We start from the raw sequence: 15,089 nt of genomic DNA, 5'->3' as shown, positions 1-15,089 counted from the left end.
CGAAATCGGAGAGGTCAGCCGGATGACCCCTCCGGCGGCGGCCTTCGATTGCGGACCGCCCGCCCCCGTGACAACACTCGCTGTCACCAGCCGACCCCGGGCCCGATGTACGACAGTCCACCTCGCGATCACGAGCTTGTCCGTCACCAATCTGGGAGGATTCCGCCCAGCAGCAGACGCTTGTGACACCCGACCCGCGCCGGCCGTGGGAGAGCTGGTGGACCGGCGCGCGGCACTTTCGACAGGGAGCTGACATGAGTCGTGAGCTGACGACGGTCGCGGTGGTCGGGCTCGGCACGATGGGCGCCGGCATCGCCGAGGTCCTCGCGCGGGCGGGCATCGGGGTGGTCGGCGTCGAGAAGGACGACGCGGGCCTGCGCCGCGGGCTCGGGCACCTGGCGCACTCGACCGACCGGGCGGTGGCCGGCGGCAAGCTGACCCCGGCCGAGCGCGACGCGCTGCTCACCCGGATCCAGGCCGGGACCGACCTGGCCGCCGCCGCCGGGGCGTCACTCGTCATCGAGGCGATCGACGAGGACCTCGACGCCAAGATGGCGCTGTTCGCGCGGCTGGACGGGCTCTGCCCGCCGGAGACCATCTTCGCGACGAACACCAGCTCGCTGTCGGTCACCCGGCTCGCCGCCGCCACCGGCCGCCCGGCCCGGGTGGTCGGGACGCACTGGTTCAACCCGGCGCCGGTGATGGGCCTCGTCGAGATCATCAGCACGGTCGTCACCGACCCGGCGGTGCTCGCCGACCTCGCGGCACTCGTCGAACGGGTCGACAAGAACGCGGTGACGGCGGGCGACCGGGCCGGGTTCATCGTCGACGCGCTGCTGTTCGGCTACCTGAACAACGCGGTCCGGATGCTCGAGGCGCACTACGCGAGCCGCGAGGACATCGACGCGGCGATGCGGTTCGGCTGTGGCCACCCGATGGGCCCCCTCGCGCTGCTCGACCTGATCGGCCTGGACACCGCGTACGCGATCCTCGACTCGATCTACCACACCTCTCGCGACCACCTGCACGCCCCGGCACCGCTGCTCAAGCAGTTGGTGACCGCCGGCATGCTGGGCCGCAAGACCGGCCGTGGCTTCTACAGCTACGCCGGGCCCGACTCGCCCGAGGTCGTCGACCCCGCTCCCCCCGTGACCATCGCGGGCACGACCGAGCGGCCGGTGCGCACCGTCGGCGTCGTCGGCACCGGGACGATGGCCAGCGGCATCGCCGAGGTGCTCGCCAAGTCGGGCTACGAGGTGGTCGTGCGGGCCCGGACCGACGACAAGGTGGCCGCGGTCCGCAAGAAGGTCGAGTCGTCGCTGGCGCGTTCCGTCGAGAAGGGCCGGATGACCTCCGACGACCGGGACGCCACGCTGACCCGGCTGCGCGGGACGACCGAGCTCGCCGACCTCGCCGACGCCGACCTCGTCATCGAGGCCGTCGTCGAGGACCTCGCGGTCAAGCAGGCGCTGTTCGCCGAGCTCGACCGGGTGGTGAAGCCGGGCGCGGTGCTGGCGACGACCACCTCGTCGCTGCCGGTGGTGGAGTGCGCGGCGGCGACCGGCCGTCCGGCCGACGTCATCGGCATGCACTGGTTCAACCCGGCGCCGGCGATGAAGCTCGTCGAGGTCGTGCCGACCGTGCTCACCGCGCCGGACGTGGTCGCGACCGTGCTCGCCGTCGCCAGGGCCTCGCGCAAGCACCCGGTGATCTGCGCCGACCGGGCCGGGTTCATCGTCAACGCGCTGCTGTTCCCGTATCTGAACGACGCGGTGCGGATGCTGGAGGCGCACTACGCGGGCGTCGAGGACATCGACACGGCGATGAAGGTCGGCTGCGGGCACCCGATGGGCCCGTTCGAGCTGGCCGACGTCGTCGGCCTCGACGTCACGCTCGCCATCCAGCGGACGCTTTACCTGGAGTTCCGCGAGCCCGGCTATGCGCCCGCGCCGCTGCTGGAGCACCTCGTGACGGCCGGTTATCTCGGCCGCAAGACCGGCCGCGGCTTCCACGACCACCGGCGTTAGTCGCGCCCGGGACGCGATCCGGCGGACAACTCTGTCGGCGGCTTACGGCAGATCAGAAAAGACAACGGACGAACAACGGGCGAGGATCGTCACCGGGCGGCTACTGGCTGATCGTTATCGTCTTTTCATGCGCCTTAGCGAGGTCAACACTTCGGTCCGTCGCCGCCTGGTGGTCTTTCCGCTCGCCCTGCTCACACTAGGAATCGCATTCATCGGTTTTCCGTCGATGGCGCAGGCGGCCGGGCCCTGCAGCGCCGCAGACCTGTCGAATCAGGGGTACTTCTTCGTCGAACGCATTTATCCGCGTCTGAACGGCACGGGTTCGGCTGAGTACGGTGCCGCCATCGAGACCTGGGTGAAAGGCAGCCTGAAGGTCGCGCGCGGCGCCAACTACATCGCCAACGGCAAGGCCAACCTGCTCATGACCGCTGGAACGGTGTACGGCGGCACCGACCTGGGGGTCACCGGCGGCATCGGAACCGCGCCCAGTGGGGGCTGGTGCTCAACTGTCACGAACAACTGGCAGGTGAGCACCCAGCTGCGCTACACGATTGGCCAGAACTTCTATACGACTGGCGAGATCGCGCCGTTCGGTCAGTGAGTCCCCGGGCGGGAGCTCGGTCAGGAGGCGTTGCAGATCTCCGGGTGGTTTCCCCAGACAGCGGTCATACTCGGGGGAACCTTGCCGCAGGCGCCCGCGCCGCTGGCGATGACCTTCCAGGGATCGCTGCCGACCCGCTCCCAGACATGCAGCCGGTTCATCGTGACCGCGGTGCTCGTGGTGTCGGCGAAGCCAACCGCCCAGAACTGGTCAGAAGCCGCGTCGGTTCCCTGAATGGCGCCGTACAGCAGGCCCTGCGGGATCGTGATGGACTGGTCCGTCAGGCTGGCCCTGCTCGTGGCCGCCTGCGCGTTGGCGGTGCCCGCGGCCGGCGAGCCCGCCGCGAGGTAGACCTCGGACCAGGTCTTGCGGCCCGCGCTGGCGAGAGCGTCGTCGGCGGCGGCCCAGGCGAGAGCCGTTCGCACGATCGGCGACATGCTCTGGTCGAGGGTGACGTTGACGGCCGTCCCGGGAGTCCGGTTGGCCGCCCAGGGGGCAGGCGCCTGGGATGGCTCGCGAGCGGGCGCCACGACGGCCGGGGCGGCCGAGCCGGACCCCTGCTTGCTGGTGGGCGCGGTCAGCAGGCCGATCAGGATGCCCAGGAGGGCCGCGGCGACGAAAGCGCCGATGATCACGGGCCGGCGCCGCTGCTCCACCCAGGCCTTCCAGGGCACGCCACTGGCGCGAGCTCCAGAGCCCGCCGGCATCGGTACATCCATATCCAGCACGTGCCTCCGTTCGGCCTGCGCACCTTTCCCCCACCCGCTCCGGGGGACGTGGGCCTCCGGCGTGCACTCGAAGGCAGGATCGCACAGCGTCGAGCATGATCCTGCCCCCGGGGTGCGCTGTCGCCGCAACCCGGCCGGTGAGGCGCACCGCCTGACCGCGAGCGGTGTGAGACGCCGCCTCACCAGTCGACCGGTGGTTCCCGCGAGCCAGCTCAGGCAGTCCCGCGCCCGGCGAACAGTGATACGGCTCGCACGGATGCAGTATGCCGGGTGAGCGGCGCACAGGCGGGCGAGGCCGCCGTCGGTCAGGGCGCGTGACGGGGCCGCCGTCGGTCAGGCGGCGACGGCGTCGCGCTCGCGGCGGATGTCCGCGCCGAGCGCGCGCAGGTTCTCCACGAAGCCCGCGTAGCCGCGGTCGATGTGATGCACCTCGTGGACCTCGGTGATGCCGTCCGCGACCAGTCCGGCCAGCACCAGGCCGGCGCCCGCCCGCACGTCCGAGGCGGACACCGAGGCGCCGACGAGCTGGGTGGCCGGGCGGACCACCACATGGTGCCCGTCGGTCCGCAGCTGCGCTCCCAGCCGCAGCAGCTCGCGGCAGAACACGAAGCGGCTGTCGAACACGTTCTCGGTGATCAGCGAGACACCCTGGCTGACCGCCTCCAGGGCGATGATCTGCGGCAGCAGGTCGGTCGGGAACCCCGGGTAGGGCAGCGTCACCACGTCGATGGAGCGGGGCCGGTCGTCCATCGAGACCCGGAACCCATCGCCGCCGACGTCGACGATGGCTCCGGCGGCGGACAGCTTCTCCAGCACGATGCCGAGATGCTCGGCCCGGCCGTTGCGGATGAAGACGTCGCCTCGGGTCATGACGGCGCCGATCGCGTAGGTGCCGGCGACGATCCGGTCCGGCACCGTCTCGTGGGTGGCGGGCCGCAGCTCGTCGACGCCCTCGATGACCAGCGTCGAACCGCCGATGCCCTCGATCCGCGCGCCCATCTCGGTCAGGAACTGGCACAGGTCGGCGATCTCCGGCTCACGCGCGGCGTTGTCGACGACCGTCGTCCCCTTCGCGAGAACCCCCGCCATGAGCAGGTTCTCGGTCGCGCCGACACTCGGGAAGTCCAGCCAGATGGCCGCGCCCTGCAGCCGGCCGGACGAACGGGCGACCAGGACCCCGTCCTCGATGTCGACCACCGCGCCGAGCCGGCGCAGGCCGTTGACGTGCATGTCCAGCGCCCGCGAGCCGATCGCGTCGCCGCCGGGCAGCGCGACCCGCGCCTCGCCGCAGCGGCCCACGAGCGGGCCCAGGATGGCCACCGAGGCCCGGATCCGGCGCACCAGATCGGGATCGGCGGCCGCGCCCGGGGTGACCGGGGTGTCGATGGTCATCGTCCCCGTGGCGACGTCACGGTGCACGGTGGCGCCGAGCGTGGTCAGCACGTCGGCCATGACGTCCACGTCGAGGATCTCGGGCACCGCGGACAGGGTCGTCACCCCGGGCGCCAGCAGGCTCGCGGCCATGAGCTTCAGGACCGAGTTCTTCGCCCCCGGGATGAGGACCTCACCCGCCAGCTGACATCCGCCGGTCACGACGAAGCGTTCCACGGAAAGCGATGCTAGGGCCTGCGCGGATCCCCTTGCGCCCCCACGGGATCGCAACGGCTGTCCTTCACCCGATACGGGCTCATCCCGCGTAGCCTCCGGCATGTCCCGCCCCTTCCCGGCGCATTGACCCGCCAAGCCAGAGTCGAAGAGTCCCATCCTCCAGGACCAGGTCGGGACCGTCCGGCCGGTTGGGCCGGCGTTCACCGGCCGCGGCTACGGTGAGGCCCATGGTGCGTCCTGAACCAGGCATCGCCGCGACGGAGTCGTTCGCGGCCGAGATGCACGCCGGCCAGCTCGACAAGGCCGGGGAGGAGTACATCGGGCACCCGCTGCGGGTCTGCGCGACGGTCGGGCGCACCGCGGCAGCCGCCGGCGTCGACCCGGTGCACGCCCAGCTGGCCGCGCTCCTGCACGACGTCGTCGAGGACACCCCGGTGACCCTCGCGAACCTGGCCGAGCGTGGGTACTCACCGCAGGTCGTCGCGACGGTCGACGCGCTGACCAAACGGCCGGAGGAGCCAGTCAGGGACTACCTGGCCCGCGTCGCGGCCGACCCGGCCGCCGTCGTCGTGAAACATGCCGACATGGCCGACAACAGCGACCCCGTCCGGCTGGGCCGGCTGCCCGCCGAGGAGGCCGATCGGCTCACCCGTCGCTACGTCGCCCGGCGGGCGATGCTCGACGAGCTGGTGGTCGAGCGGGCCGCGACGCCGCCCGGCAGGCACGGCAGCGGCTGAGACGGCCCCGGAGGCCCCCAGCCGCGCCTCGCCGATTCCAGGAGAGGCCCAAGGCCGCCCAGATCGGGCGATGGCGGGCCTTCAGCGACCAAGGCGGTACCTGCGCCGGGTAGTGGGCGACCGGCGCGATAACGTGGCCGGGTGCGCCTCGTGATCGCTCGGTGCAGCGTGGACTACGTCGGACGGCTCAACGCGCATCTTCCCAGCGCGGTGCGGCTCTTGCTGATCAAGGCTGATGGTTCGGTCTCGATCCACGCCGACGGCCGTGCCTACAAGCCGCTGAACTGGATGAGCCCCCCCTGCGTGCTGGCGGAGGGCGAGGGCGTCTGGCGGGTCACCAACAAGGCCGCCGAGACCCTCGTCATCACGATCGAGGAGATCGTGCACGACTCCACGCACGACCTCGGGATCGACCCCGGGCTGCGCAAGGACGGCGTCGAGGCCCACCTGCAGGTGCTGCTGGCCGACCGCCCCGACGCGATCCGGCCGGACCTGACCCTGGTGCGCCGCGAGTACGAGACCGGGATCGGCCCTGTCGACCTGCTCTGCCGGGCCGGCGACGGGTCCACGGTCGCCGTCGAGATCAAGCGGCGCGGCGAGATCGACGGCGTCGAGCAGCTGACCCGGTACATCGCCCGGATGACCGACGACCCCGCGCTCCCGCACCCCGTGCACGGCATCCTGGCCGCGCAGTCCATCACCCCACAGGCCCGCCTGTTGGCATCCGACCGCGGCCTGTCCTGCGCGACCGTCGACTACGACGCCCTTCGCGGCCTGGAGCCGTCCATCCCCACCCTTTTCTAACCAAGCCGACTGGCCGGGGCCAAAACAACCAAGATCCAGCCCCTTGACGCTGGTCGAACCGTTTGATGACAGTTCGCTTCGCGGGCGCGCGACCGGGTGGCGCCGGTACGCTTTCGCCGTTGGCCACGATCTGGGGGTCGCGGCGGCGCGTGCGTGCCCGACCTCCCCAAAGGCGAGGGGACGGCTGGCAATGGCCGAAGAACACGGGTCCCCGCCGGCAGCGGAAGCGCCCTCCAACGGGACAGCGGCGCCCGAGGCCCGCAAGGAACGGGACCGGCCCTGGATCATCCGGACCTACGCGGGCCACTCCAGCCCGGCGGAGAGCAACGCGCTCTACCGCCGCAACCTCGCCAAGGGCCAGACCGGCCTCTCGGTCGCCTTCGACCTGCCGACCCAGACCGGCTATGACCCGGACCACGTGCTGGCCAGGGGCGAGGTCGGCAAGGTCGGGGTCCCGGTGGCCCATCTGGGCGACATGCGCGCCCTGTTCGACCAGATCCCGGTCGAGAAGATGAACACCTCGATGACGATCAACGCGACGGCCATGTGGCTGCTCGCGCTCTACCAGGTCGTCGCCGAGGAACAGGGGGCCGACCCGGCCCTGCTGAACGGGACGACCCAGAACGACATCATCAAGGAGTACCTGTCCCGGGGGACGTACGTGTTCCCGCCCGGCCCGTCGCTGCGGCTGATCACCGACCTGATCGCCTACACGGTCACCGAGATCCCGAAGTGGAACCCGATCAACATCTGCAGCTACCACCTGCAGGAGGCCGGGGCCACGCCGGTGCAGGAGCTGGCCTACTCGATCTGCACCGTCATCGCGGTGCTGGACGCCGTCGTCGCGTCCGGGCAGGTGCCGGCCGAGCGGCTGGGTGAGGTCTGCGCCCGTATCTCGTTCTTCGTCAACGCCGGGGTCCGGTTCGTCGAGGAGCTGTGCAAGATGCGCGCCTTCGTGGCGCTCTGGGACGACCTGCTGCGCACCCGGTACGGCGTGCAGAACCCGAAGCACCGCCGGTTCCGCTACGGGGTGCAGGTCAACTCGCTGGGCCTGACCGAGGCGCAGCCGGAGAACAACGTCATCCGCATCGTCCTGGAGGCGCTCGGCGTCACGCTGTCGAAGGACGCCCGCTGCCGGGCGCTTCAGCTGCCGGCATGGAACGAGGCACTAGGCCTGCCCCGGCCGTGGGACCAGCAGTGGTCGATGCGGATCCAGCAGATCCTCGCCTACGAGACCGACCTGCTGGAGTACGAGGACATCTTCACCGGCTCGGTCGTCGTCGAGCGTCGCGTCGGCGAGCTGGTGGCGGCGGCGAAGGCCGAGATCGACCGGGTGCAGGCGATGGGCGGCGCGGTGGCCGCCGTCGAGTCCGGCTACATGAAGTCGCAGCTGGTCGGGTCGCAGGCGCTGCGCCGCGCCAGGATCGAGAGTGGCGAGGACGTCGTCGTCGGCGTCAACCGCTTCACCGAGACCGAGCCGAACCCGCTGCTCGCCGACCTGGACACCGCGATCCAGACGGTCGACCCCGCCGTCGAGGAGGCCGCCCGAAAGTCGCTCGCCAGCTGGAAGGCGCGGCGCGACCCGGCCGCCGTCGACGAGGCCCTCCTCGCGCTGCGCGAGGCCGCCAAGACCGAGGCCAACCTGGTGCCCGCCACGCTGGTCTGCGCCCGCGCCGGGGTGACGACCGGCGAGTGGTCGGGGGTGCTGCGCGAGGTCTTCGGCGAGTACCGCGCTCCCACCGGCGTCTCCGGCGTGGCCGTCGGCGCGACGGTCGGCGCCGGCTCCCAGGGCGACGAGCTCGCGGCCGTCCGGGCCCGCGTGGCGGCGACCGGCGACGAGCTGGGCCGGCGGCTGAAGGTCCTCATCGGCAAGCCAGGCCTCGATGGCCACTCCAACGGCGCCGAGCAGATCGCCGTGCGCGCCCGCGACACCGGCTTCGAGGTCGTCTACCAGGGCATCCGCCTGACGCCCGAACAGATCGTCGCCGCCGCGGTCCAGGAGGACGTCCACCTCGTCGGGCTGTCGATCCTGTCCGGCTCGCACCTGGAGCTGGTCCCCCAGGTCCTCGACGGCCTGCGCGCCGCGGGCCTCGCCGACCTTCCGGTCGTCGTCGGCGGCATCATCCCCGACCGCGACGCCGAGACCCTACGCGCCGCCGGCGTGGCCGCCGTGTACACCCCGAAGGACTACGGCCTCACCGACATCATGTCCGGCTTCGTCGACATCATCCGCGAGGCAGGCGGGCTGACCTAGCCGCCCGCGCCCCGCCAGGCTCAGGAGGCGTCGGCTATGGAGCCTTCGAGGCCGGCGGCGATCAGGTTGAGGCCGTCGTGGCTGCGGATCGCCGTTTCCGCGTTGTCCGCGCAGGCGTCCAGTACTCGGATCGCGAAGGCGGGGACAGAACGCTGGCGAATTTCATCCAGCGTCAGCCAGCTGATCTCGGCTGATTCCTCGGTCTGGGTGCTGGCCTCGCCCGCGTCGCTGGCCAGCCGGCACGCGAAGACCAGCGCGACGACATTCCGCACGACATTCAGATACACGCCGGTAAGCCGGACGGGCTCGACGGCGAGCCCCGTCTCCTCCAGGACTTCCCGCCGCAGCCCGGCCGGAATGTGTTCGCCGGCCTCCAGTACGCCCCCTGGGATCTGCCAGGTGCCATCGTCCCGGCGCCGTATACAGAGGACTCGCCCGTCCGCCCGCCGTACCACCCCAGCAACGCCGACCGAATGCATGAGCCGAACGTACCGATTTGGCTACGCTGGCGACGTGGACCATGGCCCGCTCGGCGTGGCGATGGCCGCGCTGCCGGACGAGACACATCCCGACTACGGCAGCCAGGCGCGCGGCCTGCTCCGCGACCTGAGCCCGACCGACGATCAGCTGAGCACGCTGGTCGAGGACGACGCGGCTCCAGAGCAGAGCAGGTTCAACGCCTTCTATTGCCTGCAGGCTCGCGCCTGGCAGCGGAAAGACTACAGCCGACATCGCGCCAACACCGACCGATACCAGGCCCAGTTCGGTCGTCACCCGATGTTCTTCTTTATGCAGGCCGAGTACTACGCCTCGCTGGACGACGATCTGATCAATCTTGAGGCGGCCATGCGGTTCGCCGAACTGGCCGTGGAAAGGCTGCCGGGAGTGCCGGGAGTGCTGCACCTGGCCGCGGAGATCAGCGCGGACTACGCGGACCGGCAGGCAGCTCCGGATCGCGACCTGCTTCTCTTCGCCGACAGGCACGTCCGTCAGGCGATCGCCATCAGCTCATCCCGCTACCCTCGCTACCACGCCACGCTGGCGCGGCTGTGCGCCCTGCGTGGCGACTTCGGGGGCGCCCGGGCCAGCATCGCTCGCGCGATCGACGGCGAGAACGGCTCCGACCCCGAGTACGGAATTCGGATCGGCGGGTACCAACTGATCAGGTACCGCATCCAGTACGCCCAGGAGACCGAGCAGCTACGCCGCCGGCAAGAAGAAGCGTCGGACGAGCTACGCCGCATCCGTGGCCAGATCCTCGAGATCATGGGCCTGTTGGCGGCTGTCATCGCGCTCATCACGACCGCAGCCAACATCGCCTCAGGGCAGCAGGCCCGTGCGGCTGGTGGTCTGATGACCCTTACCGGTGGCGTCGTGCTCCTGGTGTTCTGGTCGTTCCACCTGCTGGTGGTCGACACTCCGCGGGGACGTCACCGAATAGTGGTGCTCCTGCTTGGCGTCATGCTTCTGGTGACGGGGTGGGGACAGATCGAGTGGTGAGGGGCCGGCGGATGCGGGTGCGGGAGGCCATCAGCGGGTCGTTCAAGAGCGCCAACGAGGATGCCTACGGCAGCCGGGACGATGGTCTCTGGGTGATCGACGGTGCGACCCCGCTTGACGAGCCCCCGCTGGTCGCGGGCGTCAGCCCGGCGGCCTGGCTCAGCCACACGGCGAGCGAGATCCTTCGCGACCTCCCCTGGGCGGGGCGGCCCCTTTCGGACGTCATGCGGTCCCTGATCGGCCAGCTGCGCGATCAGGGCGCGGCGCACGGGTTGACCGGCCGGGAGTTCCCTACCGCGGCCATCTCGCTGGTTCGCCGGGCGGATGACCGGATGGAGGTCTGCTCGCTTGGGGACTGCACGGTGCTGATCGACGTCGAGGGCAAGCCGATCGAGGTGATGGATCCCCAGTTCGAGGGAGCCGAGGACACCGCGCTGGCGTGGGTCCGCGACCGGCTGGACAGCGGCGTCGCCGCCGCGACCGTCTACCGGGAGATCCGGGTACAGCTGCGGCAGCGACGCCTGGAGCGCAACTCGCCGGCCGGGCTGTGGATCCTGGCGGCGGCGCCTGAGGCCGCGCGGCACGCGGCGATCGACTCGTTCCCCGCGCCGCCCGGCACGAACGTCGTACTGATGTCCGACGGCTTCGCTCGTGCGCTGTGGCCCTTTGGCCTCGTAAGCGACACCCGCGGGCTGATGGACCGGATCGTCGCGGGGGGCGCGGCCCAGCTGCTGGCCGACCTGCGGGCCGCCGAGGCCGCGGACCCGGACTGCGTGCGGACGCCCAGGTTTGGTGCCCATGACGACGCGACCGTGGTCTGGGCCGAGATCTGAGCCGATGACCGAGTCTCACCGCTCCCCCGGCGACGGCGCCTGTGACCCATGCCTGGGCGACGCGCCGGGACCGGTGGCGCCCCTAGGGTAGGCGTATGGCTGTCCATCTGACGCGGATTTACACCCGGACCGGCGACGACGGGACGACGGCGCTCGGCGACATGTCCCGGACGTCGAAGACCGACCCGCGGCTGACGGCCTACGCGGACACGGACGAGACCAACGCGGCCATCGGGGTGGCGCTCGCCCTCGGGGCGCCGCGCGACGACGTCCGTGACGTGCTCCGGCAGGTGCAGAACGACCTGTTCGACGTCGGCGCGGATCTCGCGACGCCGATCGTGCCCGACCCGAAGTACCCGCCGCTGCGGGTCACCCAGGCCTACGTCGACCGGCTCGAGGCGGCCTGCGACGCGTTCAACGAGGACCTGCCGAAGCTGGACTCGTTCATCCTGCCCGGCGGGACGGCGGCGGCCGCGCTGCTGCACGTGGCCCGCACGGTGGCCCGGCGCGCCGAACGCAACGTCTGGGCGCTGCTCGCGGTGGACGGGGAGCGGACGAACCCCCTGACGGCCCAATACCTCAACCGCCTGTCAGACCTGCTGTTCATCCTCAGCCGCGTCGCGAATCCCGGCGGCGACGTCCTCTGGAAGCCCGGCGGCAACGCCTGAGTCTCCCGGAACGCCCGGCCCGGCCCGCCATTCAGGATCCGGCCCTGCCGTGCGGCGACCGTAACCCACGCCGGCAGTCAAGATCGCCGCTTGGGCCCTGGCATGGTCGTCGCAGAGCCCAGATCGCAACCACCAGAAGGCCGAAACGGCGATCTTCGGCATTGCGCCGGGGCCGGCGGGCGGCGGCCCGGCCGCGGCGGGCGGCGCGGGCGGGCGGGCGGCGGGAACGACGAAGCGGGGCACGTTCGGGATCCGAACGTGCCCCGCTTCGTGGAGCGAGCGACGAGACGTCAGGCCTTCAGCGCGGCGCTTTCCGCGAGGATGCTGACGCCGTCGTGGGTGACGGAGATGAAGCCGCCGCCAACCGTGTAGAGCAGGTCGCCACCCGGGGTCTCGACCTTGACGTCGGCACCGTCCTTGAGCACGCCCAACAGTGGGACGTGACGGGGCCAGACGCCGAGGTCACCGTCGGTCGTCGTGGCGAGGACGAAGTTCGCCTCGCCTTCCCAGACCTTCTCCTCCGGAGAGACGACCGCGACCCGCATGGTCGGCATTACAGGTTCTCCGCGTTCTTCTGCGCGTCCTCGATCCCGCCGCACATGAAGAACGCCTGCTCCGGCAGGTGGTCGAACTCGCCCTGGGTGAGCCGCTTGAACGAGTCGATCGTCTCGGCGACCGGGACGAACTTGCCGGGGATGCCGGTGAACTGCTCGGCGACGAAGAACGGCTGCGACAGGAACCGCTGGATCCGCCGGGCCCGCCGAACGAGGACCTTGTCCTCCTCGGAGAGCTCGTCGATGCCGAGGATGGCGATGATGTCCTGCAGGTCCTTGTAGCGCTGCAGGATTCGCTGCACCTCACGAGCGGTGTCGTAGTGCTCCTGGCCGACGTACCGGGCGTCCAGGATGCGCGACGTCGACTCCAGCGGGCTGACCGCCGGGTAGATGCCGAGGTCCGAGATGGCCCGGTCGAGCACGGTCTGGGCGTCGAGGTGGGTGAACGTCGTCGCCGGCGCCGGGTCGGTCAGGTCGTCCGCGGGGACGTAGATGGCCTGCAGCGAGGTGATGGAGTGGCCTCGGGTCGAGGTGATCCGCTCCTGCAGCACGCCCATCTCGTCGGCCAGGGTCGGCTGGTAGCCCACGGCAGACGGCATACGGCCGAGCAGCGTGGAGACCTCGGAGCCGGCCTGGGTGAACCGGAAGATGTTGTCGATGAAGAGCAGGACGTCCTGCTTCTTCACGTCGCGGAAGTACTCCGCCATGGTCAGCGCGGCCAGGGCGACCCGCAGCCGGGTGCCCGGCGGCTCGTCCATCTGGCCGAACACCAGGGCGGTGTCCTCGATGACGCCGGCCTCGGTCATCTCCTCGAACAGGTCGTTGCCCTCGCGGGTCCGCTCGCCGACGCCCGCGAACACCGAGACGCCACCGAACTCCTTGGCGACCCGGCGGATCATCTCCTGGATGATGACGGTCTTGCCGACGCCGGCGCCGCCGAACAGGCCGATCTTCCCACCGCGCACGTACGGCGCCAGCAGGTCGATGACCTTGATGCCGGTCTCGAACATCTCGGTCTTCGACTCGAGCTGGTCGAACGGCGGGGCGGAGCGGTGGATCGCCCAGGTGGTCTCCGCGTCGACGGACTCGACGTCGAGCGGCCGGCCGAGCACGTTGAACACGTGCCCCTTGGTGGCGTCGCCGACCGGTACCGAGATCGGCGCGCCGGTGTCGGTCACCGGGGCGCCGCGGACCAGGCCGTCGGTCTGCTGCATGGAGATGGCCCGCACGGTGTTGTCACCGATGTGCTGGGCGACCTCAAGGGTCAACGTGGCGGTCTCGTCGCCGAGCGTGCGCTCGACGTGCAGCGCGTAGTAGATCTCCGGAAGCTCATCCGGAGCGAACTCGACGTCGACGACCGGGCCGATGACTCGGGCGACCCGGCCGATCCCCGGGACCCGGCCGTCCGCCGGGGCGGTCGAGCTGGTGGTGACGGTCATGGCGTCCTCGATCTTCACTAGAGCGCCGAAGGGGCGCGTACTGCGACTTCTCCGCGCCCCCGGAGGCCCACGTGCTGCCGTTCGGGTCCATAGGGGCTGGCTTGGCGCCCTCGGCCACCCTTGGCTTCAGGCAGGATCTTCAGTTCCGCGGTGCTTCGTCGTTACGTCTCGTGGCGGTGCGCGTCTTTCGGGCGGTGCCAGGTGGTGCGGTGGTGCCACGCTTTCGGTGCCGCGACCGCTTCGGCGGCGGCACCGCGCCGGCTGCTCGGCTGCCGGTGGTACCGCGTGCTGCGACGGCGGCCGGGCGGTCGGTCCGGGCCTCCGGCCGACCGTCCCGTCCAGCTTCGACGTCGCTGTAGCGGTTGGTACCACCTACGATGCCGTACCCCGCCGACTAATGACACCCACCCCGCGACCTCATCGCGGTGCGAGGCCGGCTAGCCGGCGTCGGCGAGTGCGTTCGCGCCGCCGACGATCTCCGAGATCTCCTGGGTGATCGCCTCCTGGCGGGCGCGGTTCGCCAGCCGGGTGTAGGTGCGGATCAGCTCGGTGGCGTTGTCCGTCGCCGACTTCATTGCCCGCTGGCGGGACGCCGACTCGGAGGCGGCCGCCTCCAGCAGCGCGACGTACAGGCGGCTCTCGACGTACCGGGGCAGCAGCGCGTCGAGCACCCCCTCCGCCGACGGCTCGAACTCGTAGACGGGCAGCGGGCCGCCCGCCGGCGGTTCGTCCGACTCGGTCAGCTTCATCGGCAGCAGCCGGTGCGCGCCCGGGGTCTGCGTCAGCGCGCTGACGTACTCGGTGTAGACGACGTGGATCTCGCCCACGCCGCCGTCCGCCTCGGGCACGGCGAAGGCCGCGAGCAGCTCGTCCGCGACCGCCTTCGCGTCCGCGTACGTGGGCTGCTCGGTGAAGCCGGTGAACTCGCCGGCGATCGCCCGGTTGCGGAACCGGTAGTACGTGACGCCCTTGCGGCCGACCACGTACAGCGCCACCGACTTGCCCTCGTCGTCCAGCAGCTCCATGAGCTCACCGGCACGCCGGATCGCGTTGGAGCTGTAACCGCCGGCGAGGCCGCGGTCGGAGGTGACGACCACCACCGCGGCCCGGGTGACCCCGGTCCGCTCGGTGGTGAGCGGGTGCTTGATCGTCGACTGCGAGGCGACCGCGGAGATCACCCGGGTGATCTCCTGCGCGTACGGCCGCGAGGCCGCCACGCGCGTCCGGGCCTTGACGATCCGGGACGCGGCGATCAGCTCCATCGCCCGGGTGATCTTCTTCGTCGACTGGACCGTGCGGATGCGCCGCCGGTACTGGCGAAGTTGGCCGGCCATCC

General features: G+C 70.9%; 14 protein-coding genes. 8 read left to right on the top strand and 6 right to left on the bottom strand.

Going from position 1 to position 15,089, the window contains the following annotated elements; translation table 11 throughout:
- Positions 1-254: 254 nt before the first annotated feature.
- Entirely contained in the window at positions 255-2,027 is a 1,773-nt protein-coding gene (locus FRAEUI1C_RS04765) for a 3-hydroxyacyl-CoA dehydrogenase family protein (protein WP_013422146.1), read from the top strand.
- A gap of 127 nt (positions 2,028-2,154) precedes the next feature.
- A complete protein-coding gene (locus FRAEUI1C_RS04760) occupies positions 2,155-2,628 on the top strand; it encodes a hypothetical protein (RefSeq protein ID WP_013422145.1) in 474 nt (157 codons plus the stop codon).
- 20 nt (positions 2,629-2,648) lie between these two features.
- Here FRAEUI1C_RS04760 and FRAEUI1C_RS04755 read toward each other — a convergent pair whose 3' ends face one another.
- Positions 2,649-3,335: a hypothetical protein gene (locus FRAEUI1C_RS04755; protein ID WP_157734821.1), complete on the bottom strand. Its 687-nt coding sequence runs from the start codon at positions 3,333-3,335 to the stop codon at positions 2,649-2,651.
- A gap of 354 nt (positions 3,336-3,689) precedes the next feature.
- The gene (gene murA, locus FRAEUI1C_RS04750; protein WP_232425295.1) at positions 3,690-4,964 is read right to left on the bottom strand and encodes a UDP-N-acetylglucosamine 1-carboxyvinyltransferase; all 1,275 of its coding nucleotides are present in this window, start codon (positions 4,962-4,964) and stop codon (positions 3,690-3,692) included.
- A 227-nt stretch (positions 4,965-5,191) separates the two neighbouring features.
- Here murA and FRAEUI1C_RS04745 point away from each other — a divergent pair, with 227 nt between their 5' ends.
- The 3 genes from FRAEUI1C_RS04745 (at position 5,192) to FRAEUI1C_RS04735 (ending at position 8,759) form a co-directional block, all read left to right on the top strand.
- On the top strand, positions 5,192-5,701 hold the full coding sequence (locus FRAEUI1C_RS04745) for an HD domain-containing protein (protein WP_049806823.1): 510 nt from the start codon (positions 5,192-5,194) through the stop codon (positions 5,699-5,701).
- Between the two features lie 141 nt (positions 5,702-5,842).
- Positions 5,843-6,505, top strand: a complete 663-nt coding sequence (gene nucS, locus FRAEUI1C_RS04740; RefSeq protein WP_013422141.1) for an endonuclease NucS — start codon at positions 5,843-5,845, stop codon at positions 6,503-6,505.
- Between the two features lie 190 nt (positions 6,506-6,695).
- The gene (locus FRAEUI1C_RS04735) at positions 6,696-8,759 is read left to right on the top strand and encodes a protein meaA (RefSeq protein ID WP_013422140.1); all 2,064 of its coding nucleotides are present in this window, start codon (positions 6,696-6,698) and stop codon (positions 8,757-8,759) included.
- 20 nt (positions 8,760-8,779) lie between these two features.
- Here FRAEUI1C_RS04735 and FRAEUI1C_RS04730 read toward each other — a convergent pair whose 3' ends face one another.
- Complete coding sequence (locus tag FRAEUI1C_RS04730; RefSeq protein ID WP_041258869.1) at positions 8,780-9,238, bottom strand: NUDIX hydrolase; 459 nt, start codon at positions 9,236-9,238, stop codon at positions 8,780-8,782.
- Positions 9,239-9,299: 61 nt separating this feature from the next.
- On the opposite strand from FRAEUI1C_RS04730, the gene FRAEUI1C_RS04725 reads away from it, so the two are divergent.
- The 3 genes from FRAEUI1C_RS04725 to FRAEUI1C_RS04715 all read left to right on the top strand — a co-directional run bounded on the left by FRAEUI1C_RS04725 (position 9,300) and on the right by FRAEUI1C_RS04715 (position 11,760).
- Entirely contained in the window at positions 9,300-10,259 is a 960-nt protein-coding gene (locus FRAEUI1C_RS04725; RefSeq protein WP_041260143.1) for a hypothetical protein, read from the top strand.
- Between the two features lie 11 nt (positions 10,260-10,270).
- Positions 10,271-11,092 (top strand): protein phosphatase 2C domain-containing protein, encoded by an 822-nt coding sequence (locus FRAEUI1C_RS04720; protein ID WP_013422137.1) that lies wholly within the window; start codon positions 10,271-10,273, stop codon positions 11,090-11,092.
- A gap of 95 nt (positions 11,093-11,187) precedes the next feature.
- Positions 11,188-11,760: a cob(I)yrinic acid a,c-diamide adenosyltransferase gene (locus tag FRAEUI1C_RS04715; RefSeq protein WP_013422136.1), complete on the top strand. Its 573-nt coding sequence runs from the start codon at positions 11,188-11,190 to the stop codon at positions 11,758-11,760.
- Between the two features lie 290 nt (positions 11,761-12,050).
- Here FRAEUI1C_RS04715 and FRAEUI1C_RS04710 read toward each other — a convergent pair whose 3' ends face one another.
- The 3 genes from FRAEUI1C_RS04710 to FRAEUI1C_RS04700 form a co-directional block, all read right to left on the bottom strand.
- Positions 12,051-12,314 carry a F0F1 ATP synthase subunit epsilon gene (locus tag FRAEUI1C_RS04710; RefSeq protein WP_013422135.1) on the bottom strand — a complete coding sequence of 88 codons (264 nt, stop codon included), beginning with the start codon at positions 12,312-12,314 and terminating at the stop codon, positions 12,051-12,053.
- Entirely contained in the window at positions 12,314-13,753 is a 1,440-nt protein-coding gene (atpD, locus tag FRAEUI1C_RS04705; protein ID WP_013422134.1) for a F0F1 ATP synthase subunit beta, read from the bottom strand. The genes FRAEUI1C_RS04710 and atpD overlap by 1 nt, the downstream gene beginning before the upstream one ends.
- 437 nt (positions 13,754-14,190) lie before the next feature.
- Positions 14,191-15,087, bottom strand: coding sequence for a F0F1 ATP synthase subunit gamma (locus FRAEUI1C_RS04700; RefSeq protein ID WP_013422133.1), 897 nt, complete (start codon positions 15,085-15,087; stop codon positions 14,191-14,193).
- Positions 15,088-15,089: the final 2 nt, after the last annotated feature.

Origin of the sequence: Pseudofrankia inefficax, assembly GCF_000166135.1 — a bacterium.
Taxonomy (GTDB): Bacteria; Actinomycetota; Actinomycetes; order Frankiales; family Frankiaceae; genus Pseudofrankia; species Pseudofrankia inefficax.
Note: the sequence above shows the minus strand (reverse complement) of the source record. Positions and strands in the feature narration are given on the sequence as shown.

What these genes read in the sequence shown, in the direction of transcription:
- FRAEUI1C_RS04765 (WP_013422146.1), top strand. Translation starts at nt 255, where the DNA reads ATGAGTCGTGAGCTGACGACGGTCGCGGTGGTCGGGCTCGGCACGATG.
- atpD (WP_013422134.1), bottom strand. Translation starts at nt 13,753, where the DNA reads ATGACCGTCACCACCAGCTCGACCGCCCCGGCGGACGGCCGGGTCCCG.
- FRAEUI1C_RS04760 (WP_013422145.1), top strand. Translation starts at nt 2,155, where the DNA reads ATGCGCCTTAGCGAGGTCAACACTTCGGTCCGTCGCCGCCTGGTGGTC.
- FRAEUI1C_RS04730 (WP_041258869.1), bottom strand. Translation starts at nt 9,238, where the DNA reads ATGCATTCGGTCGGCGTTGCTGGGGTGGTACGGCGGGCGGACGGGCGA.
- FRAEUI1C_RS04710 (WP_013422135.1), bottom strand. Translation starts at nt 12,314, where the DNA reads ATGCCGACCATGCGGGTCGCGGTCGTCTCTCCGGAGGAGAAGGTCTGG.
- FRAEUI1C_RS04735 (WP_013422140.1), top strand. Translation starts at nt 6,696, where the DNA reads ATGGCCGAAGAACACGGGTCCCCGCCGGCAGCGGAAGCGCCCTCCAAC.
- FRAEUI1C_RS04700 (WP_013422133.1), bottom strand. Translation starts at nt 15,087, where the DNA reads ATGGCCGGCCAACTTCGCCAGTACCGGCGGCGCATCCGCACGGTCCAG.
- FRAEUI1C_RS04755 (WP_157734821.1), bottom strand. Translation starts at nt 3,335, where the DNA reads ATGCCGGCGGGCTCTGGAGCTCGCGCCAGTGGCGTGCCCTGGAAGGCC.
- FRAEUI1C_RS04745 (WP_049806823.1), top strand. Translation starts at nt 5,192, where the DNA reads ATGGTGCGTCCTGAACCAGGCATCGCCGCGACGGAGTCGTTCGCGGCC.
- FRAEUI1C_RS04715 (WP_013422136.1), top strand. Translation starts at nt 11,188, where the DNA reads ATGGCTGTCCATCTGACGCGGATTTACACCCGGACCGGCGACGACGGG.
- FRAEUI1C_RS04725 (WP_041260143.1), top strand. Translation starts at nt 9,300, where the DNA reads ATGGCCGCGCTGCCGGACGAGACACATCCCGACTACGGCAGCCAGGCG.
- FRAEUI1C_RS04720 (WP_013422137.1), top strand. Translation starts at nt 10,271, where the DNA reads ATGCGGGTGCGGGAGGCCATCAGCGGGTCGTTCAAGAGCGCCAACGAG.